This window comes from Phyllobacterium phragmitis (genome assembly GCF_002980495.1).
Taxonomy (GTDB): Bacteria; Pseudomonadota; Alphaproteobacteria; order Rhizobiales; family Rhizobiaceae; genus Paramesorhizobium; species Paramesorhizobium phragmitis.
Map to the genome: position 1 here is coordinate 109,102 of NZ_PVBR01000001.1, position 23,075 is coordinate 132,176.

25 protein-coding genes are annotated in these 23,075 nt (G+C 61.0%); 18 read left to right on the forward strand and 7 right to left on the reverse strand.

Annotation, left to right across the window (positions count from 1 at the left end):
- The first annotated feature begins 480 nt into the window (after positions 1–480).
- The gene (locus tag C5748_RS00550) at positions 481–1,047 is read left to right on the forward strand and encodes a DUF6101 family protein (protein ID WP_105739989.1); all 567 of its coding nucleotides are present in this window, start codon (positions 481–483) and stop codon (positions 1,045–1,047) included.
- A 182-nt stretch (positions 1,048–1,229) separates the two neighbouring features.
- Here C5748_RS00550 and C5748_RS00555 read toward each other — a convergent pair whose 3' ends face one another.
- From C5748_RS00555 to purD, 3 genes are all read right to left on the reverse strand, one after another.
- Positions 1,230–1,979, reverse strand: coding sequence for a crotonase/enoyl-CoA hydratase family protein (locus tag C5748_RS00555; protein ID WP_105739990.1), 750 nt, complete (start codon positions 1,977–1,979; stop codon positions 1,230–1,232).
- 8 nt (positions 1,980–1,987) lie between these two features.
- Entirely contained in the window at positions 1,988–3,769 is a 1,782-nt protein-coding gene (locus tag C5748_RS00560) for an acyl-CoA dehydrogenase family protein (protein WP_105739991.1), read from the reverse strand.
- A gap of 369 nt (positions 3,770–4,138) precedes the next feature.
- Complete coding sequence (gene purD, locus C5748_RS00565) at positions 4,139–5,419, reverse strand: phosphoribosylamine--glycine ligase (protein WP_105739992.1); 1,281 nt, start codon at positions 5,417–5,419, stop codon at positions 4,139–4,141.
- 271 nt (positions 5,420–5,690) lie between these two features.
- Between purD and ubiA the strand changes: the two genes are divergently transcribed.
- A complete protein-coding gene (ubiA, locus tag C5748_RS00570; protein WP_105739993.1) occupies positions 5,691–6,683 on the forward strand; it encodes a 4-hydroxybenzoate octaprenyltransferase in 993 nt (330 codons plus the stop codon).
- Between the two features lie 99 nt (positions 6,684–6,782).
- On the opposite strand, the gene pdxH is transcribed toward ubiA, so the two are convergent.
- Entirely contained in the window at positions 6,783–7,403 is a 621-nt protein-coding gene (pdxH, locus tag C5748_RS00575) for a pyridoxamine 5'-phosphate oxidase (RefSeq protein WP_105739994.1), read from the reverse strand.
- 37 nt (positions 7,404–7,440) lie between these two features.
- Here pdxH and C5748_RS00580 point away from each other — a divergent pair, with 37 nt between their 5' ends.
- The 4 genes from C5748_RS00580 to C5748_RS00595 all read left to right on the forward strand — a co-directional run bounded on the left by C5748_RS00580 (position 7,441) and on the right by C5748_RS00595 (position 10,769).
- Positions 7,441–7,911, forward strand: coding sequence for an RT0821/Lpp0805 family surface protein (locus tag C5748_RS00580; protein ID WP_245428701.1), 471 nt, complete (start codon positions 7,441–7,443; stop codon positions 7,909–7,911).
- Between the two features lie 321 nt (positions 7,912–8,232).
- Positions 8,233–9,189: a DnaJ C-terminal domain-containing protein gene (locus C5748_RS00585; protein ID WP_105739995.1), complete on the forward strand. Its 957-nt coding sequence runs from the start codon at positions 8,233–8,235 to the stop codon at positions 9,187–9,189.
- Between the two features lie 155 nt (positions 9,190–9,344).
- A complete protein-coding gene (gene fabI / locus C5748_RS00590; RefSeq protein ID WP_105739996.1) occupies positions 9,345–10,163 on the forward strand; it encodes an enoyl-ACP reductase FabI in 819 nt (272 codons plus the stop codon).
- Between the two features lie 15 nt (positions 10,164–10,178).
- Positions 10,179–10,769, forward strand: a complete 591-nt coding sequence (locus tag C5748_RS00595) for a histidine phosphatase family protein (RefSeq protein WP_105739997.1) — start codon at positions 10,179–10,181, stop codon at positions 10,767–10,769.
- Positions 10,770–11,033: 264 nt separating this feature from the next.
- Here C5748_RS00595 and C5748_RS00600 read toward each other — a convergent pair whose 3' ends face one another.
- A complete protein-coding gene (locus C5748_RS00600; protein WP_105740274.1) occupies positions 11,034–11,285 on the reverse strand; it encodes a DUF1344 domain-containing protein in 252 nt (83 codons plus the stop codon).
- 43 nt (positions 11,286–11,328) lie between these two features.
- On the opposite strand from C5748_RS00600, the gene C5748_RS27725 reads away from it, so the two are divergent.
- The 5 genes from C5748_RS27725 to C5748_RS00620 all read left to right on the forward strand — a co-directional run bounded on the left by C5748_RS27725 (position 11,329) and on the right by C5748_RS00620 (position 15,366).
- Positions 11,329–11,559 carry a hypothetical protein gene (locus C5748_RS27725; protein ID WP_146119456.1) on the forward strand — a complete coding sequence of 77 codons (231 nt, stop codon included), beginning with the start codon at positions 11,329–11,331 and terminating at the stop codon, positions 11,557–11,559.
- Entirely contained in the window at positions 11,510–12,604 is a 1,095-nt protein-coding gene (gene aroC / locus C5748_RS00605) for a chorismate synthase (protein WP_105740275.1), read from the forward strand. Before C5748_RS27725 ends, aroC begins: the two co-directional genes overlap by 50 nt.
- A 117-nt stretch (positions 12,605–12,721) precedes the next feature.
- Positions 12,722–13,834, forward strand: coding sequence for a 3,4-dihydroxy-2-butanone-4-phosphate synthase (ribB, locus tag C5748_RS00610; RefSeq protein WP_105740276.1), 1,113 nt, complete (start codon positions 12,722–12,724; stop codon positions 13,832–13,834).
- A gap of 311 nt (positions 13,835–14,145) precedes the next feature.
- On the forward strand, positions 14,146–15,108 hold the full coding sequence (locus C5748_RS00615; protein ID WP_105739998.1) for a histone deacetylase family protein: 963 nt from the start codon (positions 14,146–14,148) through the stop codon (positions 15,106–15,108).
- A gap of 3 nt (positions 15,109–15,111) precedes the next feature.
- Positions 15,112–15,366 carry an exodeoxyribonuclease VII small subunit gene (locus tag C5748_RS00620; RefSeq protein WP_105739999.1) on the forward strand — a complete coding sequence of 85 codons (255 nt, stop codon included), beginning with the start codon at positions 15,112–15,114 and terminating at the stop codon, positions 15,364–15,366.
- A gap of 239 nt (positions 15,367–15,605) precedes the next feature.
- Here C5748_RS00620 and C5748_RS00625 read toward each other — a convergent pair whose 3' ends face one another.
- Complete coding sequence (locus C5748_RS00625) at positions 15,606–16,127, reverse strand: DedA family protein (protein WP_105740000.1); 522 nt, start codon at positions 16,125–16,127, stop codon at positions 15,606–15,608.
- Positions 16,128–16,290: 163 nt separating this feature from the next.
- The gene (locus tag C5748_RS00630) at positions 16,291–16,551 is read right to left on the reverse strand and encodes a GlsB/YeaQ/YmgE family stress response membrane protein (RefSeq protein WP_105740001.1); all 261 of its coding nucleotides are present in this window, start codon (positions 16,549–16,551) and stop codon (positions 16,291–16,293) included.
- Between the two features lie 150 nt (positions 16,552–16,701).
- Here C5748_RS00630 and C5748_RS00635 point away from each other — a divergent pair, with 150 nt between their 5' ends.
- From C5748_RS00635 to C5748_RS00665, 7 genes are all read left to right on the forward strand, one after another.
- Positions 16,702–17,187, forward strand: coding sequence for a YidB family protein (locus tag C5748_RS00635; protein ID WP_105740002.1), 486 nt, complete (start codon positions 16,702–16,704; stop codon positions 17,185–17,187).
- A 179-nt stretch (positions 17,188–17,366) separates the two neighbouring features.
- Positions 17,367–18,299 carry a pirin family protein gene (locus tag C5748_RS00640; protein WP_105740003.1) on the forward strand — a complete coding sequence of 311 codons (933 nt, stop codon included), beginning with the start codon at positions 17,367–17,369 and terminating at the stop codon, positions 18,297–18,299.
- 203 nt (positions 18,300–18,502) lie between these two features.
- Positions 18,503–20,422 carry a 1-deoxy-D-xylulose-5-phosphate synthase gene (gene dxs / locus C5748_RS00645; protein ID WP_245428703.1) on the forward strand — a complete coding sequence of 640 codons (1,920 nt, stop codon included), beginning with the start codon at positions 18,503–18,505 and terminating at the stop codon, positions 20,420–20,422.
- Positions 20,423–20,500: 78 nt separating this feature from the next.
- On the forward strand, positions 20,501–20,746 hold the full coding sequence (locus C5748_RS00650; protein ID WP_105740005.1) for a type II toxin-antitoxin system Phd/YefM family antitoxin: 246 nt from the start codon (positions 20,501–20,503) through the stop codon (positions 20,744–20,746).
- Positions 20,736–21,023 (forward strand): type II toxin-antitoxin system RelE family toxin, encoded by a 288-nt coding sequence (locus C5748_RS00655; RefSeq protein WP_199194669.1) that lies wholly within the window; start codon positions 20,736–20,738, stop codon positions 21,021–21,023. The genes C5748_RS00650 and C5748_RS00655 overlap by 11 nt, the downstream gene beginning before the upstream one ends.
- A gap of 11 nt (positions 21,024–21,034) precedes the next feature.
- Positions 21,035–21,796, forward strand: coding sequence for a TlyA family RNA methyltransferase (locus C5748_RS00660; protein WP_105740007.1), 762 nt, complete (start codon positions 21,035–21,037; stop codon positions 21,794–21,796).
- Positions 21,793–23,025, forward strand: coding sequence for a class I SAM-dependent RNA methyltransferase (locus C5748_RS00665; protein ID WP_105740008.1), 1,233 nt, complete (start codon positions 21,793–21,795; stop codon positions 23,023–23,025). Before C5748_RS00660 ends, C5748_RS00665 begins: the two co-directional genes overlap by 4 nt.
- Positions 23,026–23,075 lie beyond the last annotated feature (50 nt).

Genomic DNA, 23,075 nt, shown 5'->3' on the forward strand with positions numbered 1-23,075 from the left:
TAGAGTCTGTCAGGACTAGCTTGAAACAGCTTCCACCTGGTCGTCATTCTCGGGCTTGTCCCGAGAATGACGACGAGACAAGACCCCTTGTCGTATCAACGATTCAATTAATCCATGACAGACTCTAGCGGAGGCGTCATTGCCAATCCTATCTCCCCCTTGGCGGGGGAGAAAGCAAATTCTTGGGCTTGAGCGCAGCTCAAGTCCTTAGAATTTGCAAGAGAGGGGGCCACAGATACATTCTCAATCTCAAGAATGCAGCGGCCACACCGCCCCTTAGTCTTTCTTTACCCGGCTTGCTAAATCCTTACACCAGGTCTCATTCTGATAACCATCCGCCCAGATCAGGAAAATTTAACCGAATTAATTAAGCCCGGCGGTAACAAAGCGCGCCTATTCTCAATCTCAACGAGGCCGAAAACGGTCCGAATGACAGGGAGACCGGAACACCGGCTCTCAGGAGAGACAGAGGCGTCAAAAATGATGAACCAAGGGCTTAAGCCAGTATGGGCAGGCAGCGAGTTGCGGCTTGACCCATTTCACTTTCCGCAGGTCGTGACCTACGCCACATGCGATGAGGAAGGAGATATCACCTTCACCATCAATGAGCGCGGCGCCGTGATCCGCCGTATCCTGCCATCGAGCGGTCTGCCGATGTCGATCGCTCTGCCGGCCCGCGCCTTTCGCGGCGTCACGGCCCGCGCCGTGGAGGACGAATATGGCCAGATCACCGTCACACTCGAACTGATGCACGCCGATCCGCAGCTTTCCGTGCCGCTTCTGGTAGCGCATGATCTCGATGATGTGGCCGCCGACTGGCGCGCCTGGTCCGCCGCCTTCAACCTGCCGATGATGCTGGTCGAGGAAGACGGCGTCGCCCGTCCGCTGGATGAAAGCACCGGCCCGGTGGGCGCATCCACGCCCCAGCCGCGCCGCCAGGGTCAGGAGCCCCGCCGCCGCCGCCCACGCTTCCTCGCCCGCCGCAAGACCGGAACGCTCGGTGTTCGGCTGGTGATTTCAGGCTCGGAGATTATTGCGCGGGGGTGAGGGAATATGTGGAGGTGAACCGCAGACGGTTTACCTCCACTTGGCTCTCAACTTATCCGTCATTCTCGGGCTTGTCCCGAGAATCTACGACGGTACGATTTTCAGAACGGTAATTGCTTTTCTTTCCTTGTCGGCAGATTCTCGGGACAAGCCCGAGAATGACGGCAGGCGGAGAGGCCGCTTCACTTCTTCCGCGCTAAAAATTTCGTCACCGCCTCACGCGCTTCCTGCGAAGTAAGCCGTTCGGCAAAATGCTTCGCCTCGCGCGAGATACGCTCGCCAATCGTTTCATCAGAAGCACGCAATAGCGCCTTGGTCAGTTGCATCGCTTCAGGCGGGCGGGTGGCGATTGCCTGTGCCGCTTCGAGCACCGCCGGCTCAAGTTCCGCCGGCTCGACGATGCGGTAGACGAGGCCTGCTTCCTTTGCCGCCTCGGCCGAAAATCCTTCTCCCAGGGCCAGCAGGGCGAAGGCCTTTTGATAACCCATCAGGCGCGGCGCGAGCAGGCTTGAGCCAGCTTCCGGCACCAGCCCGAGATCGACGAAAGGCGTGCGGAACATGGATTGCGGCGTGGCGAAGCTCAGGTCGCAATGCAGATGGATCGTCGCGCCGATGCCGATAGCCAGGCCGTCTACACCGGAAATGACGGGCTTTTTCGCATTCGAAAGCGCGTCGAGGAAATCGAGCACCTCATCGCCCATTTTGCCGCCCATCGCCGCGGCCATGAAATCCTGCATGTCATTGCCGGCGGAAAAGACGCCCGGCTGGCCGAAAATGACGTGAACCCGGATGGCTTCGTCGGTGTCGCCGGCGCGCAATGCCTCAGCCATCGCGGCATACATGGCGCGGGTGAGGGCGTTTTTCTTCTCGGGCCGGGCGATGCGGATGATCTGCACTGCTTCCTGACGTTCGATCTCGATATGGTCGGACATAATGCCTCTCACGAATCCTGAAGTGCCGCGCCGGCGGCGATGAGGCTGTCCGCTCCGTCGATGACGCAGTGCTTCAGCGCATTTGTTTCTCTCAAGAGGTTTTCCGCATAGAAACGACAAAGCGCGCTGTGGCCCGCATCTTCGCATGTCAGCGCACCCTTGGCGAGATAGGCGCCGCCGGCGGCAAGCCCGAACAGCCTGAGATAAGGCGTTGCGCCGCACAGCGCCTCCGCCTGCCGGCCTTCGGCCAGCGCTTGCTGCAGATAAAGCGTCGCCTCCTCGAGATCGGCGATGGCGAAGGCAAGACACGCGGCGCTATCGCCCAATTCCGCGCGATTGGAGACAGCGGCCAGGTCCACAATAGCGCGCAGTTCGGCGATATAGGTCTTCACATGCTCGCTATTCCCGAGCGGCAGCTTGCGCTGGACGAGATCGATGGCCTGAATGCCGTTGGTGCCTTCATAGATCGGCGCGATCCGCGCATCGCGCAAGAGCCGTGCCGCCCCCGTTTCCTCGATGAAGCCCATGCCGCCATGGACCTGAATGCCGAGCGAGGCGACATCGACGCCGATATCGGTGGCGAAGGCCTTGGCCACCGGCGTCAGGAGATTGGCGCGGTCGGCCCAGTGGCGCGCATCCTCGCCTTTGCCCGTGCGTGCCATATCGAGCGCATGGGCGCAGGCATAGCCGATGCAGCGTGCCGCCTGCGTCAGCCCCTTCATGGTCAGCAATGTACGCTGGATATCGGGATGCTCGATGATCGGGCTCATCGCATCGCCGGGCTTGGTGCCATTGTTCGCACTTGGCGCGCGGCCCTGGCGTCTTTCGCGGGCGAAGGCGAGCGCCTTCTGATAGGCGGCTTCGGCCACCGCCACGCCCTGCATGCCGACCAGCAGACGGGCATTGTTCATCATCGTGAACATGCAGGCGAGGCCGCGATTTTCCTCGCCGACCAGCCAGCCCGTAGCGCCGTCTCCGGAAATGCTGTCGCCATAGATCATCGTGCAGGTGGGGGAGGCGTGGATCCCGAGCTTGTGCTCGATGCCGGAGCAGAACACATCATTGCGCCGCCCGAGCGAGCCATCTTCATTGACCAGGAATTTCGGCACCAGGAAAAGCGATATGCCCTTGGTGCCCGCCGGTGCGTCGGGAAGCCTCGCCAGCACCAGATGGACGATATTGTCCGTCATGTCGTGCTCGCCATAGGTGATGAAGATCTTCTGGCCGAAAATGCGGTATGTGCCGTCGCCATGGCGTTCGGCGCGGGCGCGCAAGGCACCGAGATCGGAGCCTGCCTGCGGCTCCGTCAAATTCATCGTGCCGGTCCATTCGCCGGAGACGAGCTTCGGCAGATAAATGGCTTTCAGCTCGTCCGAAGCGTGCTTCTCCAACGCCTCGACGGCGCCCATGGTCAGCATCGGTGCCAGCGCGAAGGCGATGGAGCCGGCGTTCCACATCTCGGATACGGCGACCGAAAGCATCATCGGCAACGCCTGCCCGCCATAGGCCTCATCGCCCGTCAGCGCGTTCCATCCGCCCGCCGCCCAATCGCGATAAAGCTCTTTCCAGCCCGGCGCGGTGGTGACGATGCCGTCCTTCAACGTCGCGCCATGCCGGTCCCCGATCTCCTGCAGGGGCGCGATCCGCTCGGAAGCGAACTTCGCAGCCTCTTCCAGAATGGCATCGACAAGATCGGCCGAGAGATCGCCGAAACGCTTTTTCTCAAGCGCTTCCTCCAGTCCCGCGATCTTCAGCGTGTGGGCAATATCCTCGATGGGCGCGCGATACATGAATTCTCCTCCGGCGGTGTTTCGCGATAAGAGCTATCGGCTTGTTACGTAAACGTCAATGTTTTGGATCGCGTCATGGAGGATAGAACCGTTTTTACTTCTTAGCCACCGGAGCTGCCCCCTCTCTTGCGATTTCTAACACTTAGCTTCGCTAAGATGTTGAAATCGCTTTCTCTCCCGCAAGGGGAGAGATAAACGCTGCATTCACCTTTCCGCCAATCGCAGAAGTTGGAGATTAGCAAAAGCGTTTGTGCAGCCCTATCTCTCCCCCTTGCGGGAGAGAAAGCGATTTCAATATCTTAGCTGGAACGGAGCGGAGCGAAGTGGAGGCTAAGTGTTAGAAATCGCAAGAGAGGGGATTTCTTGGCTCTACTCCGCCGTCTCCCGCGCCACAGCCCGCCAGCCAATATCCGACCGGCAAAAACCGCCGGGCCAATCGATGATTTCCACCGCCGCGTAGGCCGTGGCCTGCGCCTCGGCGACCGTCTTGCCGGTCGCCGTAACGTTGAGCACGCGCCCGCCATTGGCGACGAGCGCGCCATCCTTCATCGCCGTGCCTGCGTGGAAGATCTGCACGTCAGGCAGCTTCGCCGCCTCGTCGACGCCCTTGATGAGACTGCCCTTTTCCGGCGCGGACGGATAGCCTTGTGCCGCCATCACCACGGTCAGCGCCGCATCGTCGCTCCAGCGGATGGAGATCTGGTCGAGCATGCCGTCGGCGGCGGCACTGAGCAGCAAAAGCAGATCGTCCTTCAGCCGCGTCATCAGTACCTGGCATTCCGGATCGCCGAAGCGGGTGTTGTATTCGATGAGTTTCGGGCCGCCCGAAGTGATCATCAGCCCGGCGAAGAGTATGCCGGAAAAGGGCGCGCCGATTTCGGCCATGCCGCGCATGGTCGGCTCGATCAGCTCGCGCATGGTGCGCTCGATCATTTCGGGCGTCATGACGGGCGCCGGAGCATAGGCGCCCATGCCGCCGGTATTGGCGCCGGTATCGCCGTCGCCGACGCGCTTGTGGTCCTGCGCCGTGCCGAAGGGGAGCGCCGTCTTGCCGTCGCAGATGCAGAAGAAGCTTGCCTCCTCGCCGTCGAGATATTCCTCGACCACCACTTCCGCCCCGGCGGAACCGAATGCGCCCTCGAAACAGGCATCGACCGCATCGAGTGCTTCTTGCACCGTCATGGCGACGACCACGCCCTTGCCTGCGGCAAGCCCATCCGCCTTGACGACGATGGGCGCGCCTTGCTCGCGGATATAGGCCTTGGCCTTCGGCGCATTGTTGAAGCGGCCATAGGCGCCGGTCGGAATATCGAAGCGGGCGCAGAGGTCCTTGGTGAACCCCTTGGAGCCTTCGAGCTGCGCGGCAGCCCTGGAGGGGCCGAATACTTTAATGCCCACCGCGCGCAGATCGTCTGCGATGCCGGCGACGAGCGGCGCTTCGGGGCCGACGACGACGAGGTCGATGCCCTTTTCCCGGCAGAAGGCGATGACCGCCTGATGATCGGAAACATCGAGCACAACGCAGGTCGCGACCTCGGCGATGCCCGGATTGCCCGGCGCGCAATAGAGCTGGTCGAGAACGGGCGAGGCGGCGATCTTCCATGCCAGCGCGTGCTCGCGTCCGCCCGAACCGATCAACAGGACATTCATGGCTTGCTCCGTTCAATACATTATGGCCCCGCCCTCTTGGGTATCGAGGCTTCGCTTCGCACCTTACCATGAGGGTTCATGCAGCGCTCCACGCCCCGCCCTCATCCCGAGGTGCGCAGCGCAGCGAAGCCTCGAAGGACGAGGGCGGGTTTCCATCGTGACAAATTCTTTTGTGTCGGTATGGCCGGCGGGATGATGGGTCAAGATCATTTGTCAAAAAAGACGGTCGTTCTGCTTGACTGTATCGCCGCCTGCTGCAAGGTCAGCGCCCATGACGACCAATAAAGAAATTCAATCACGCGCCGCGCGCGGCCGCGTCATGGATGCGCCATCCGGCCATTGGGTCTACCGCGCGCTGCCGCAATGGCTGTGGCCCTATGCGCAGCTTGCGCGATGGGACCGGCCGATCGGCTGGCAATTGCTGCGCTGGCCTTGCTGGTGGTCGGCGGCGCTCGTCGCCGCGGCAGGCGCCAAGCCCGGTGGCGATGTCTGGACGCTCATTCCCTCGCTATGGCATCTTGTTCTTTTCCTCGTCGGCGCCATCGTCATGCGCGGCGCGGGCTGCACCTATAATGATCTGGCGGATCAGGATATCGATGACAAGGTGGCGCGAACCCGCTCGCGGCCGCTGCCTTCGGGGCAGGTGACGCGCCGCCAGGCAAAGATTTTTGTCGTCCTGCAGGCGCTTGTCGGTCTCGCCGTGCTCCTGCAGTTCAATATGTTCACGATCCTGCTCGGGCTGGCTTCGCTCCTCATCATCGCGGCCTATCCCTTCATGAAGCGGATCACCAACTGGCCGCAATTGGTACTGGGGTTGGCCTTCTCCTGGGGGGCGCTCATGGGGTGGGCGGCGGACCGGGCGAGCCTGTCGCTTGCGCCGCTCCTGCTCTATGCCGGCGCGATCCTCTGGACCATCGGCTATGACACGATCTATGCTCATCAGGACAAGGAGGACGACGCGCTGGTCGGCGTCGGCTCTACCGCCCGCCTGTTCGGCAATCGTACGAGGGATGCGTTGCTCGTGCTCTATGGCGGCGCGCTGGCGCTGTTCGTCGGCGCCTTCGCCATCGCCGAGGTGCCGATGCCGGCCCTTGCCGGCCTGCTTGCCGCCGGCGCGCATATGTATCGCCAGATCATCTCGCTCGACATCGACAATCCCGACCAGTGCCTGCGGCTCTTCAAATCGAACAACACCGTCGGCTGGCTGATCTTTGTCGGGCTGGTGCTGGGGTCGTTGTGGGTGGTTTTGAAGCCGATGGTGTGAAAGTGGTGAAATGGTGAATAGTGAATAGTGAATAGAACGGTAGCCTAAACCGCTATTCGCCAATACTATTTCACCATTCACCATTCACCATTCACCATTTCACGGATAGAGTCTTGCCTTCTCCCAATCGCCCTCCGGCGCGGCGCGGGTGAAGATCACACGGTCGTGCAGGCGGAAAGGACGGTCGTGCCAGAACTCGATGGAAACAGGGCGGATGCGGAAGCCCGACCAGTAGGACGGGCGGGGGATGTCGCCTATGGCATAGCGTGCCGAATATTCGGCAACCGCCTTTTCTAGCGCGAAGCGGCCTTCGAGCGGGCGCGACTGTTTCGAGGCCCACGCACCGATGCGGCTGCCGCGCGGTCGAGAGGCGTAATAAATGTCGGCCTCCGCATCGCTGACTTGCTCGACCGGTCCGCGTATTCGCACCTGCCGGCGCAGCGATTTCCAGTGGAAACACATGGCCGCCTTTTGCGATGCAAGTATTTCGCGACCTTTCTGGCTTTCATAATTTGTGTAAAAGACGAAACCGCTCTCGTCAAAGTCCTTCAGAAGAACCATTCTGACGTTGGGCATGCCGTTCTCGTCGACTGTGGCGAGGGCCAGCGCGTTGGGGTCGTTCGGTTCTGATTTCGTTGCGTCCGAAAGCCACTCGGCAAAGAGTTGAAACGGCTCCGATGCCTGCGTAAAGTCACTGCTTGTTAACCCGGTATCGCCCATAATCTCGCCTCGTCAGCATCAGCAAAAGGGAAACGCGTTGGCATTTGAAAATGTGCGCCTCGCGAACAGATCCGCAATCGGCTCCTCTGTCGTCGCCCGCTGCGGTCGCGTGGCGGCAGTGCTGACGCTGTGCGTCGTTGCCGGTTGCGCCATGAAGGGCTTCAGCATCGAGAAAGCCGTTCCCGACCCGACGACCATTACCGGGTCTGTTCCGGCCGCGCAACAGGCCGAAACCGACAATGGCAAGCTGTCCGATCAGCTGACGATCCGCAACATCGTATCGGCGCTCGATTTCAGGAAATGGGGCGAAACGCCCATTCCCTGGGCCAACCCCGAGACCGGCAGCCAAGGCACCATCACCACCGTGGCGGAGACGGAAACCGATGCCGGACTTTGCCGCCGGTTCCAGACCTCGCGCGAGGCTTTCGACGGCGTATCGCTCTATAGCGGCGAGACCTGCATGGAAAGGGATGGCGCGTGGATGCTCAGATCGTTTGCACCGCTTTAACTCTACAGGTGTTATTTTCCTCTATAGTCGCATCCTATTTCCAGTCGTCATCCTCGGGCTTGTCCCGAGGATCTGCCGACCTAGTCGAATAATGCGGTGACGGCAGCAGATCCTCGGGACAAGCCCGAGGATGACGAAGAGGGCAGGCGATAGAATGAGATAAGCGACGGATTTTCTACAGCATGATCCCGAAAAGTTGCAGACTTTTCGGATAAGATCATGTGGCCGATAAAGCGAAATCTGGAATTTTCGCCTGAAAATACGCATATAGAAGACGATTTATGAGTTTTCCGGCAGTTTTCTTCCATAAAGAGGAACAATATGCGCGATCCCTATAGCGTGCTGGGCGTCGCCAAATCGGCGAAGCCCGAAGAGATAAAATCGGCATACCGCAAGCTTGCCAAGAAGTTTCATCCCGACCAGCATCCGGATGATCCGAAGGCGCAGGAGCGCTTTTCCGAGGCGAGCCAGGCCTATGAGATCCTGAGCGACAAGGAGCGCCGGGCGCAGTTCGACCGTGGCGAGATCGATGCCGAGGGCAAACCTGTGTTCCAGGGCTTTCCCGGCGGCCGCCGCGGTGCTGCCGGCGGCGATCCGTTTGCCGATTTCGCGCACCGGGGCGGTGCCGGCGCAAGGGGCGGCGGTTTTGAATTTCGCTCAGGCCCCGGCGGGTTCAGCCAGCAAGGCGGCTTTTCAGGCACGGAAGACATTTTGAACGATCTCTTCGGCGGTGCCTTTGGCGGCGGTGCGGCGGGCGCCCGGCCCCGTGGGGCGCAGCAGGCCAAGGGAGCCGATCTCATGGCTTCCATCGAGATCACGCTCGAACAGGCAGCCGGCGCCGAAAAGGTCGAGGCGATCTTTCCCAATGGCAAGCGGCTGTCGATCAAGCTGCCGAAATATGTCGAGGACGGCCAGACCATCCGGCTCAAGGGGCAGGGCGAGACGATGCTTGGCGGAACGCCGGGTGACGCGCTGGTGACGATTCGCCTCAAGCCGCATCCGCGCTTCGAGATGGACGGCCGCGACCTGCATCTCGATCTGCCGGTTTCGCTTTCCGATGCCGTTCTGGGGGCGCGTATCGAGGTGGAAACGCTCGATGGCCGCATCGCGGTCAAGATCCCGCCCTGGTCTAGCTCGGACCGCGTCCTGCGGTTGAAAGGCAAGGGGCTGCCGAGAAAGGCGGGAGAACGCGCCGATCTTTTCGTCCATGTCCGCATCATGCTGCCGGAAGGCGGCGATCCGGAACTGGAAGCTTTGCTGCAGCGCCGCGCGGGCTAGCTCCATGAATTCGGCGAGTGCGTCACGGGCGTGCGAGCCTGATCTATCAAGTTTTTGATAATTCCCGTCTTTTTCTTCGCTCTTGCTTGAAGCCCGTGCGAGGCTGTGCGATAGGGCACTATGTTGCCAAATATAATTTTGACGAGGCTCGGGGAATGACCGCCAAATCTGGTTTATTGCAGGGAAAACGCGGCCTGATCCTCGGTGTTGCGAACAATCGCTCCATCGCCTGGGGCATCGCCAAGGCCGCGTATGATGCGGGCGCCGAGCTTGCCTTCACCTATCAGGGCGATGCGCTGAAGAAGCGTGTCGAGCCGCTTGCCGAGGAGCTGGGCGCGTTCGTCTGCGGCCATTGCGACGTTTCCGACGCGGCGACGATCGACGCTGTTTTCGATGCCCTTGAAGAAAAATGGGGCAAGCTCGATTTCGTCGTCCACGCCATCGGTTTTTCCGACAAGGACGAACTCACCGGCCGTTATGTCGATACGTCGGAAGCCAATTTCTCCAAGACCATGCTGATCTCGGTCTATTCGCTGACGGCTATCGCCAAGCGCGCCGAAAAGCTGATGACGGATGCCGGTTCGATCCTGACGCTGACCTATTACGGCGCGGAAAAGGTCATGCCGAATTACAATGTCATGGGCGTTGCCAAGGCGGCGCTCGAGGCAAGCGTCAAATATCTCGCCGTCGATCTCGGCCCCAAGAACATCCGCGTCAATGCCATTTCGGCCGGGCCGATCAAGACGCTCGCGGCCTCCGGCATCGGTGATTTCCGCTACATCCTTAAGTGGAACGAATATAACGCCCCGCTGCGCCGCACGGTGACGATCGAGGAGGTGGGCGATGTCGGCCTTTATTTCCTTTCGGACCTTTCCCGGTCAGTGACCGGCGAGGTGCATCACGCCGATTCCGGCTATCATGTGGTCGGCATGAAGGCCGTTGATGCGCCTGATATCTCCGTGGTCAAGGAGTAACGGGGCAATTTCGCAGTGATACGGGAAATCATCTACTTCTCGCGTCACGGCGAGACGGACTGGAACGCATCGCAGCGCATCCAGGGGCAGGTCGATACGGATATCAATATGCGCGGCCGCGCCCAGGCCGAACGCAATGGCGACAAGCTGAAATCCCTGATCGGCGATGGCGCAGGCTTCGATTTCGTCGCAAGCCCGCTCAAGCGCACGCGCGAGACGATGGAGCGCATCCGGACCCGCATGGGGCTCGACCCTCACGCCTACCGCACCGATCCCCGGCTGATGGAAGTGAATTTCGGCAATTGGCAAGGGCATATGCTCGAGGATATCGCCGGTGAAGGGCGCGACCTCATCGAGGCGCGCGCCCGCGACAAGTGGAATTTCATCCCTCCGGGCAGTTCGGCGGAAAGCTATATGGGCCTGTCGCGGCGCATCGGGCAATGGCTGGAAAAAGTCGACCAGCCGACGGTTTGCGTGACCCATGGCGGGTGCATGCGCACGTTGTTCTATCTGATCGAGCACATGGACGGCCATGAAGCGGCCAATCTGTCCATTCCGCAGGATCAACTGCTGCGGCTCGAAAACGGCAAGCTAACCTGGCTTTAGAGCCGTTCCTGTTTTGATGGAAACGGTGGGGTCTCTTTAAATAGCAATGGCCTTAATGTCTGACCGTTGGTGGGATGGCGATGTTCCGGAATGGGTCCTCGGGTCAAGCCCGAGGATGACGATTGCAGGGATGTTTTCCGCCAATCGCCAACGTTAAAGACGGGCGAAAACCTCTCCAGTCGTCGTTCTCGGGCTTGACCCGAGGACCCATTCCGGAACGTTTCAAACAGAAAACTGCTTCGCATTTTATGCAGTAGGCAAGCCCTATTCCGCTTCTTCGATATCGGTGATGAACCGGTCCTGGTCGACCACGTCGAATGAGATCGAGACCTTCATGCCTTCATTGATGGCGCTGTGGTCGAATTCGCCCGGCAGCTTGTAGACCTTCCCGTCATCGAGTGAGATCGTGTTGTTGTCCTCGTCGATGGAGGTGATTTCACCTTCGGCATCGTCGGCCATGGCAACCGACGAGAAAAGCGATGCGAGGACAAAGAGCACGGTGATGAGAATGCGCATGGCGGATGCCTTTCCCCAAAGGGAATATTCAGCAATGTGACCGATGAAGAATAATCCGCTGATTGTGTCAAAAAAATTGCTGGTAAAGGCCGAACCGGGGAATTTTTCGACCAACCGCGCCATATATTTGACCGGCGCACGAAACCCCAATAAAACCTCGGATATCTCTGCCGATCGCCCGGATGCTGACGCAGGCGATCGCATCCTCTTTTCCGGATTTTGCCATGTCTCACAATACGTTCGGCCATCTGTTCCGCGTCACCACATGGGGTGAAAGCCATGGCCTGGCGTTGGGCTGCGTCATCGATGGCTGCCCGCCCGGCATCAGTTTCAGCGAGGCCGAGATCCAGTCCTATCTCGACAAGCGCAAGCCCGGCCAGTCCAAATACACCACCCAGCGCCGCGAGCCGGACCAGGTGCGGGTTCTCTCCGGCGTGCTGCTTCAAGATGACGGCGTGACGATGATATCGACCGGCACGCCGATCTCCATGATGATCGAGAATACCGATCAGCGCTCCAAGGATTATGGCGAGATCGCCCGGCAATTTCGCCCCGGCCACGCCGATTACACCTATGATGTGAAATACGGCATACGCGATTATCGCGGCGGCGGGCGCTCCTCGGCGCGTGAAACGGCGGCGCGCGTCGCCGCAGGTGCCATCGCCCGCAAAATCGTGCCCGGCCTCGACGTGCGCGGTGCGCTCGTCGCCATGGGCATCCATGATATCGACCGCTCGCGCTGGGACTGGAGCGAGATCGACAACAACCCGTTCTTCACGCCCGATGCCGGATCGGTCGAAACCTTCGCCGCCTATCTCGACGGCTTGCGCAAGGCCGGCTCCTCGGTGGGCGCCATTATCGAGATCGTTGCCGAAGGCGTTTCCGCAGGGCTCGGCGCGCCGATCTATGCCAAGCTCGACCAGGATATCGCCAGCAATCTGATGTCGATCAATGCCGTCAAGGGTGTCGAGATCGGCAATGGCTTTGAAGCCGCGCGCCTGACCGGCGAGGAAAATGCCGACGAGATGCGTATCGGCAATGATGGAAAGCCGCTGTTCCTCTCCAACCATGCGGGCGGCATCCTCGGCGGCATCGCCAGCGGCGCGCCCGTCGTCGCTCGCTTCGCCGTCAAGCCGACCTCTTCGATCCTGACGCCGCGCCGCTCGATCGATGCCGACGGCAAGGAGGTCGATGTCATGACCAAGGGCCGCCACGACCCTTGCGTCGGCATTCGCGCCGTTCCGATCGGCGAGGCGATGGTCGCCTGCGCCATTGCCGATCACTATTTGAGACATCGCGGTCAGACGGGGAAGGGGTGAATGGTGAAATAGTGAATAGTGAATAGTGAATGGATGGAGGATTCGCTATTCACTACTCTCTATCCGCTCTTCACCATTCACTATTTTACCATTCACCATTCACTGCAAGGTACCCACATGCCCTACGATCAAAAACGAGTCGTCGATGCATTGCGGGCTTTCGAGCGCGGCGAAATCGTTGTCGTCATGGATGATGACGGCCGCGAGAACGAAGGCGATCTGATCGTCGCGGCGGTGCATTGCACGCCGGAAAAGATGGCCTTCATCGTCCGCCATACCTCGGGCATCGTCTGCACGCCCATGCCGCGCGAGGAGGCCAGGCGCCTCAATTTGGCGCCGATGGTCGCCGAAAACGACGCGCCGCATTCGACCGCCTTCACCGTCACCGTCGATTACAAGCATGGCACCACGACGGGCATTTCCGCCGACGACCGCACGCTGACCGTGCGCAATCTCGCCAATCCCAACGCCGGCGCGTCCGATTTCGTCCGTCCGGGCCATATCTTTCCGCTGGTTGCCCGTGAGGGCGGTGTGCTGATGCGCTCCGGCCATACCGAGGCGGCTGTCGATCTGTGCAAGCTTGCCGGCCTGCCGCCCATTGGCGTCATCTGCGAACTGGTCAATGATGACGGCTCCGTCATGCGCGGACCCCAGCTTGCCGATTTTGCCGAGACGCATGGTCTTCAAAGGGTTACGGTCGCCGATCTCATCGCATACCGCCAGCGCAAGGAGACGCTGATCGAAAGGGTGGGCGAAGTCTCTATCGATACCCCCGCCGGTCCGGCGAAGGCCTATACCTACCAACTCCCCTGGGAGCCGATGCAGCATGTCGCCGTGGTCTTCGGCGATATACGCGACGGCGAGGATGTTCCTGTCCGCCTCCAGCGTGAGGACGTGCTGGCCGACGTGTTCGGTACGAGCCACAGCGTCGACGCGATCCTGCAGCGCATGGCGGGCGAAAAGCGCGGCATTCTCGTCTATCTGCGCGAGGGCTCGGTCGGCGTCCGCCAGGGCGAGAGCGAGGCCCGCGCCCGCGACGCCATCGGCGACGACAGGGAGGACCATGCCGAAGCCCGCGCCCGCGATGAGGAATGGCGGCAGATCGGCCTTGGCGCACAGATACTCAAGGATCTCGGCATCACCTCGATCCGCCTCCTGTCGTCGCGCGAACGCCACTATGTCGGGCTGGAAGGCTTCGGAATCGACATCGTCAAGACGGAAATCCTGTGAGGCGGGCTAAAGCCGCGATATTTGCATCCACGTTGCCGGTCCCTTCTCTCCCGCAAGGGGCGAGATAAGGCTGGCCGCATCGTATATGCAGATCATCGGTGTTGGCGATTGGCGGAAGCGTTGATGTAGGCGTTATCTCTCCCCTTGCGGGAGAGAAAGCGATTTCAATATCTTAGCTGGAGCGAAGCGGAAGCTAAGTGTTAGAAATCGCAAGAGAGGGGGGCGCCCTGCGCTCGCCTGTGCCTTTTCTCCTTGTATCCGAACAGTTGGCCTCATACCCTTTCGGCCAGATTAACAGGTCCCGACCCTCCATGGTGACACGGCTCTACTGGCATCCGATTTATCTGCAACATCTGACGTCGCCCGGCCATCCCGAGCGGCCGGACCGCCTTCGCGCGCTTCACAGCGTTCTCGAAGGCGATGAATTCTACGGGCTCGACCGTGTCGAAGCGCCGATGGGCGATGAGGAGGCCATCCTCTATGTCCATCCCGAAAGCCTTGCCGAACGCATCAGGGCCGCTGTCCCGGAAGAAATCGACGAGGAAGAGCGCGAGCGAGGGCTGGCGCAGCATCTGACGCGGATCGACGGCGATACCGTCGTCAGCCCGAAGAGCTGGGAAGCCGCACTTACCGCCATTGGTGCTGCCACCGCCGCTGTCGATACGGTCTTCACGGGTAAAGCCGACAATGTCTTCGTCGCCTCGCGCCCGCCCGGTCATCATGCCGAGCGCGACCGGGCCATGGGCTTCTGCCTCTTCAACAATGCCGCCATCGCCGCCCGCCATGCTCAAGCCGCACACGGCGCGGAGCGCGTCGCCATCGTCGACTGGGACGTGCACCACGGCAACGGCACGCAGGATATCTTCCAGGCCGACCCCACCGTGCTCTATTGCTCGACGCATCAGATGCCGCTCTTTCCCGGCACCGGCGCCAAGGACGAAACGGGCGTCGGCAACATCGTCAACGCGCCGCTGTCGCCGAATACCGGCAGCCGCGAGTTTCGCGAGGCCTTCACCAGCCGCGTGCTGCCGGCCCTCGATGAATTCCGTCCCGACCTCATCATCGTCTCGGCGGGCTTCGACGCGCATCATCGCGATCCCCTGGCCGAGATCAATCTCGACGAGAGCGACTTCGACTGGGCGACGGGCAAGCTGATGGACCGGGCGGAGCGCTTCTCGGGCAACCGCCTCGTCAGCATTCTCGAGGGTGGATATGATCTTCAGGGCTTGTCCCAATCGGCCGCAGCGCATATTACGCGGCTGATGAAAGGATGAATCATGGCCGACGATAACGCCAATGCCGACATCGCCGCGATGAGTTTCGAACAGGCGCTCGAACAACTCGAACAGATCGTCGAGGATCTGGAACGAGGCGATGTGCCGCTCGAACAGTCGATCCGCATCTATGAACGCGGCGAAGCCTTGAAGAAGCACTGCGATACGCTTCTGAAAGTTGCCGAGGACAAGGTCGAGAAGATCAGGCTCGGCCGCGACGGCCAGCCGGTTGGGGCCGAACCGCTCGATCCGGAATGATTTCGGCTGAAGCGCTTCCGTTTTAAGATGGAAAAGCCGGCGCCATAGCACCCCCCTCTGCCCTGCCGGCCATCTCCCCCACAAGGAGGGAGATTACACCTTCATCGAGATTCGGCACCAATCACAGGCGTTGAAGATTAAGGACCACACTTATGTCAGCCAATCTCCCTCCTTGTGGGGGAGATGGCCGGCAGGCCAGAGGGGGGTGCGAAGAAGCGCTACTCGCTTCAAAATCATGCCTACCTCCACCGCTCTTTCAACTGCTCGAATATCGGGTGAAAGAAATCGGTGAGAAAATAGGGCCCGGCGCCCCAGACCAGCGTCCAGGCGGCGGCACCGACGATATTGGCGGCGAGGAAGTGCCGCCAAGGCATGCCCATCGAGCCGGCGATGATTCCGTTCAACTGGCGCAATATCGAGATGAAACGTGCGCCGGCGACGATGTACACGCCCTTGCGCCTGAAGATTTCCTCGAATCGCTCGAGCCTTTCCGGCGTCAGCCGCACCAGATATCCGTAGCGCTCGATGAGTCGGCGCCCGCCGAAATAGCCGATGGCATAGCCGGTGCTGTCGCCGAGCACCGCGCCGCAGAAGACGGCGATGAGCATGTGGGTGAGATTGAGATCGCCGTGCAGCGCCAGAAGCGAGGCGGCGATAAGCCCGCTTTCGCCGGGTAGCGGCGCACCGAGCGATTCAAAATAGATGATGAAGAAAAGAGCGATCGAGCCATAGGCCACGATATACGGTTCGATCATGTGCATGGCCTGATCCCCGTACCTTACACCCGCAGCATCGGTCCGAAACGCCATTGCTTTCGGAAAGTGCGATGCAAATTCAACAGCTTGCAGGACGCCCTTATAGAAAGCCCCATGCATCTTGTCGGATGCATAGGGCTATGAGCAGTGCGGTAGAAGATCGGAAGTATTATCCGATGCTTCTCCGTCCTGTGATGGTGTGGTAGATCCAAAGGACTGCCACGGAGCCGATCACCGCGACGATCAGGCTGTAGATGTTGAAGCCGGTAATGCCGGTCGCACCGAAGAGACTGAAGACTAGTCCCCCGACAATTGCGCCGAAAATACCCAGAGCAATATCAAGGAGCATTCCCTGACCACTCTTGTTGACAATTTTGCTTCCGATGAAGCCTGCAATCAGACCAAGTAAAATCCAGCTAAAGAAACCCATGGGAACCCTCTCCTATGAAACACATTAAATATATTTTCATACTGCAACGTGATTGGCAAGAAGACATGCTTGCCAAATAGTATTTACTGGGTGACTATCCCATTGGGAATGGGTATTTGGTTTATATAGCATTTAAAAGGAGACGTTCTGATGGGATTATTTGACGAAGCATCGGGCCAGGCGGTTCCCGGCGGCAGTGTCGCGAAGCCTTTGATGGTCGCCCTTGGCGCGCTTCTCGTCGGCAAGATGCTGACGAGTAAGAGCCAGAGTTCCGCTCCTGCTCCGGCGGCTCCGGCTTCGACGCCCAGCGCCTCGGCAGCAAACCAGGGCGCCGGCCAAAGTGCTCAGGGTAGCCAGGAGGGCTTGAGCGGCCTGCTCGACAAGCTGAGCAATGCGGGCCATAGCGATAAGGTAAGTTCCTGGGTCGGCCAGGGCCCGAATGCGCCGATCCATCCGACACAGCTCGGCAGCGCGCTCGGTCCGCAGACCGTCAGCAGCCTTGCCAAACAGTCGGGCCTCAACGAGCCGGATCTTCTGTCGCAATTGTCCAAGGCGCTTCCCGGCATCATCGACAAGCTGACGGCGAACGGTCAGGTGCCGAACCAGCAGGATTTGGCCAAGATGCTCCATAGCTAGGCAAGTCTCGGGGGTTTTCCCCGGGGATTTGCACAAGGCGCGGAATTGCAGCGGCTCATTCCATCAAAAGAGGGGAAGGCGTAAATTGCTTTCCCCTCCCTGGCGTTTTTTGCTTTGCGCTATAAGATCGCCGATCGCGGGGCGTTGTCGCGTGCCCGATCTGGACGATTGGATATGAGATGAGCTTTTTTCCGGGCAGGGATCCAGAGCCAGGCGATGCCTGCGCTGTCGATTCGATCGAAACGCTGATCATTCCGCGGACCAGCGATATCGGCGGCCTGGAAGTTCGCCGCGCCTTGCCGACGGCGAAGCGGCGGCTGGTCGGGCCCTTCATCTTCTTCGACCGCATGGGCCCAGCACTTTTGCGGGCCGGCGAGGCGATTGACGTAAAGCCGCATCCGCATATCGGCCTTTCGACGGTCACTTACCTCTTCGACGGCAGGATCCGCCACCGCGACAGCCTCGGCACCGAAATGGTGATAGAGCCGGGCGACGTCAATCTGATGACGGCGGGGCACGGCATCGTCCATTCGGAACGTTCGCCGGAGGAGATGCGCGGCAATCCCCAGTCGATATCCGGCCTGCAGACATGGCTTGCCCTGCCGGATGCATTGGAGGAGATGACGCCGGTCTTCGCCAATACGGCGGCGGCGGATTTGCCGACCATCCGCGACCGGGATTTCGAGGCACGAATCATCATCGGCGCGCTGCATGGGGCGGGTTCCCCGGTGACGCAATATAGCGAGACGCTCTATGCCGATATCAGGATCGCGCCGGGCGGCCGTTTCCTGATCCCGGCCATCGCCGAGGAACGCGCCATCTATATTCTGGACGGCGCCGTCCAGATATCGGGCGAAATCTTTCCCGCCGACCGGCTTTTGGCTTTCCGCCAGGGCGACGAGATCGTCGTCTCAGCGGCGCAAAACACTTCCGGCGGTGCGCATATCATGCTGTTCGGCGGCGCAGCCCTTTCGTCGAAGCGCTATATCTGGTGGAATTTCGTCTCCTCCTCAAAGGAGCGGATCGAACAGGCCAAGGAAGAATGGCGCACCGGCCGCTTCGATATCGTGCCGGGCGATGAGAAAGAGTTCGTGCCGCTGCCGCAGGGGTAGGGCGCTTTAGGAAAGCCCCTCATCCGCCCTTCGGGCACCTTCTCCCCGCACGCGGGGAGAAGGAAGAGGCGGCAGCGTTGATGCCCCCCTCGCCCCGTTTACGGGGAGAGGGTAAGGGTGAGGGGCAATGGTGCCATGCTCCTTCCACCTTGCAGCATTGCCGCGATTGCGTTACGCCTCTGGACACTCATGAGGAGATCAGATTGACGACGAGACCCGTGACGCCGCTGCTTGACCGTGCGCCGATACCTGCCGAACTGCGCAAGCTGCCTGAAACCGATCTGCCACAATTGGCGGCAGAACTGCGCGCCGAACTCGTCGATGCAGTCTCGGTCACGGGCGGGCATCTCGGCGCAGGGCTCGGCGTGGTCGAGCTCACCGTCGCGTTGCATCATGTCTTCGATACGCCGCATGACCGCATCATCTGGGATGTCGGCCATCAGGCCTATCCGCACAAGATCCTCACCGGACGGCGCGACCGCATCCGCACGCTGCGCCAGGAGGGTGGTCTCTCCGGCTTCACCAAGCGCTCGGAAAGCCAATACGACCCGTTTGGCGCGGCGCATTCGTCCACCTCGATTTCCGCCGGCCTCGGCATGGCGGTGGCAAGCGGCCTCTCCGGCGTCAAGCGCAATGTCGTCTCGGTCATCGGCGATGGCGCGATGTCGGCGGGCATGGCCTATGAAGCCATGAACAATGCCGGCGCGCTCGATGCCCGGCTGATCGTCATCCTCAACGACAACGACATGTCGATCGCGCCGCCGACCGGCGCGATGAGCGCCTATCTCGCGCGCCTCGTGTCCGGTCCGACCTATCGCAGCCTGCGCGAGACGGCAAAACAGCTCACCCGCCGCCTGCCGAAATTCCTCCAGGAAAAGGCGCGGCTTTCGGAGGAATATGCGCGCGGCTTCTGGACGGGCGGAACGCTTTTCGAGGAGCTTGGCTTCTATTATGTCGGTCCCATCGACGGCCATAATCTCGACCATCTGCTGCCCGTCCTGAAGAATGTCCGCGACACGGTGGAGGGCCCGGTCCTGATCCATGTCGTGACGCAGAAGGGCAAGGGCTATCCGCCGGCGGAAGCCGCCGCCGATAAATATCATGGTGTCAACAAATTCGACGTGATCACCGGCGCGCAGTCGAAGCCCCCCGCCAATGCGCCGGCCTATACCAAGGTCTTCGCCACGAGCCTCATCGAGGAGGCCCGCCACGACGACCGCATCGTCGCGGTCTCGGCGGCGATGCCCGGCGGCACCGGCCTCGATCTCTTCGGCGAAGTCTTTCCCAATCGCACCTTCGATGTCGGCATCGCCGAACAGCACGCCGTGACCTTTGCCGCCGGGCTGGCGAGCGAAGGGCTGAAGCCTTTTGCCGCGATCTATTCGACCTTCCTGCAGCGCGGCTATGACCAGATCGTCCATGACGTGTCGCTGCAGGGCCTGGCCGTCCGTTTTCCCATCGACCGGGCGGGGCTGGTCGGCGCAGATGGCGCGACCCATGCCGGATCGTTCGACACGACGTTCCTGGCGACGTTGCCGGGCTTCGTGGTGATGGCTGCCTCGGATGAGGCGGAACTGCGTCACATGGTGCGCACGGCTGCCGAATATGACGAGGGGCCGATCTCGTTTCGCTATCCGCGCGGCGAGGGGATCGGCATCGATCTGCCGGAGCGCGGCGAGGTGCTTAGCCTCGGCGAGGGCCGTATCGTCAGGGAAGGCACCAAGATCGCGTTGCTTTCCTTCGGCACGCGTCTGCAGGAATGTCTCCTCGCAGCCGAGGAACTGGATGCAGCGGGCTTGTCCACCACGGTCGCGGATGCGCGCTTCGCCAAGCCGCTCGATGAGGATCTGATCCGCCGCCTGGCGCGTGATCACGAGGTGCTGGTGACGGTGGAGGAGGGCGCGATCGGCGGCTTCGCTGCACATGTCCTGCATTTCCTCGCCAATGACGGCCTGCTGGACCGCGGCCTGCGGGTAAGGCCGCTGACCCTGCCGGATGTCTATCTCGACCACGCCAAGCCGGAGGCGATGTACAGGCGCGCCGGACTGGACAGCGCCGGGATCGTCAAGACGGTTTTCGAGGCGCTGGGGCAGGAGAAGATCGCTTCGCCGTCGCGGGCGTAAGCGGCTTACGTCTTGGCAAAGCAGATCATATATGGTACTGAAATAAGCACTGATGACGATACTGATTAAGAGGGTGTGATGCAGCGCGTTGAAGCCTCCCTGGCCGTGAGCGTTTCTGATTTGAAGAAGAGCCCGAGGGCGGTGCTGGATGAGGCGCAGGGCGAAGCTGTGGCTGTGCTCAACCACAATCGGATCATGGCTTATATGGTGCCGGCCGAAGTCTACGAGGCCATGCTTGAACGGCTGGACGACCTTTACCTTGCCGAGCTTGTGAAAGGGCGAGCGGGCGAGAAGGGGGAGCCAGTCGATATTAATGCCCTATAAGCTCGAATTTTTGCCGTCTGCCCGAAAAGAATGGGATAAGCTTGGAGCGACGATCCGTAAGCAGCTTGTGAAGAAGTTACGCGAGCGATTGGATCACCCGCGTGTTCCGGGCGCCGCGCTACACGGGATGCCGGATCATTACAAAATCAAGCTGAGGCAGACTGGCTATCGTCTGGTTTATCGCGTCGAGGACCACATCATAACCGTGTTGGTGGTCGCGATTGGCAAGCGGGAACGAGGCGATGTTTACAGCGCGGCGAAAGCGCGTAGGCAGTAGCTCCAATAAAAATGCACCATGACCCCAAATTCTCACGTCCCCGCCTCGACCAGCTTCTTGTCGACCGAGGCTTTTTCGCCACCCGCTCGCGGGCGCGCGATGCTGTTGCGCGCGGCACGGTTCAGGTCGACGGCAAGCCTGCCGTAAAGCCGGGGATGCCCGTTGCCGCCGATGCGCGCATAATGGTCGACGACCCGGCAAGCGGCTATGTCTCGCGCGCGGCTCTCAAGCTCATCGCCGGGCTCGAGCATTTCGACATCGATGTGGCTGAGCGCACGGCGCTCGACATCGGCGCCTCGACCGGCGGCTTCACGCAGGTTCTGCTGACACGCGGCGCGGCGCATGTCATTGCCGTCGATGTCGGGCATAATCAGTTGCACGATAGCCTGCGCAGCGATCCGCGCGTCGCCAATCATGAGGGCCTCAATGCCCGAACGCTCGATGCAAGCCATCTCGAAGGCCGCAAGATCGATCTTATCGTATCGGATGTGAGCTTCATCTCGCTCAAGCTGGCGTTGCCGCCCGCCCTCGATCTTGCCGAACCGGGCAGCCGATGTGTCCTGCTGGTCAAGCCGCAGTTCGAGGTAGGGCGCGTGGGCGTAGGCAAGGGCGGTTTGCTGCGCGATCCCTCGAAGGCCGAGCATGTGGCCGATGATCTGGCCGCATGGCTTGGCACCCAGCCCGGATGGCGGGTGCTTGGCTTGTGTCCATCCCCGATCGAAGGCAGCGACGGCAACCGCGAATATCTTCTTGCAGGAATTAAAGACCGATGACGACGCGCGTAACGATAGACACGATGGGCGCGGGCGGCGACGGCGTCGCCATGACACCTGAAGGGCATGTCTACGTGCCGTTCACCCTGCCGGGCGAGGTGGTGAATATCGCCCGCGAAAAGAGCCGCGGCACGCTGATGGCGCTCATAGAAGCTTCGCCCGAGCGCATCGATCCCGCCTGTGAGCATTTCGAGGCGTGCGGCGGCTGCGCGCTTCAGCATTGGCAGGAGAATTCCTATGGCGACTGGAAGCGCGGCCTGGTTGCCGATGCGCTGGCGGGGCGGCGGCTGAACTTCACGCTGGAGCCGCTCATCCCCTGCTTGGCCCAGACGCGCCGCCGCGCCGTCTTTGCCGCGCGCCGCACCGGGCAGGGCATGCTTTTCGGCTTCAATCGTCATCAGAGCCACGAGATCATCGATATCCATGAATGCGTGGTAACGGTGCCGGCCATTGTCGAGCGGCTCGACGATCTGCGCCAACTGGCAACGATGCTCGCGCAAGGCACCAAAGCTTTCAGACTGACGGTGACGGCCACCGCTTCCGGCCTCGATATCGCCGCCGCAGGCTGTGGACTGCCCGAGACGGCGAAGCGCCGTTCGCTGACGGCGCTGATGCTGGAGAAGGGTTTCGCGCGGCTCGCATGCGAAGGCGAAATCATCATCGAGCCGAAGAAGCCGCTCGTCCATTTCGGCAAGGTCGCCGTTCAGGTGCCGCCCGGCGGCTTTCTCCAAGCAACTGTCGAGGCGGAGAAAACCATCTCGGCGCTGGTGATGAGCCATCTCGCCAAGACAAAACGCGCCGCCGATCTCTTTTGCGGATCCGGCACGTTCACATTCCGCATGGCCGAGAAGATGGCCGTCCACGCCGTCGAAAGCGATGCGGCCGCACTCGCAGCCCTCGATCACGCCGCGCGCAACACGCAAGGGCTGAAGCCGGTCACGATGGAGCGGCGCGACCTCTACCGTCGTCCGTTGATGATGAAGGAGCTGGCCCGCTTCGACGGCGTCGTGTTCGATCCGCCGCGCGCCGGCGCCGAGGCACAGGCAAAGGAAATCGCCAAATCGGCCGTCGCCAAAGTCGCCGCCATTTCCTGCAGCCCGGTAACCCTCGCCCGCGATCTCGCCATCCTCACAGAGGGCGGCTACCGCATCGACCGGGTGGTTCCGATCGACCAGTTCCTCTGGTCCTCGCATGTCGAGGCGGTGGCGCTGTTGTCGAAGGGGCGGTAAGAACGCGGTCGGGTAGGGCGGTTATACAAAAATTGCGAAAAATGTATAAC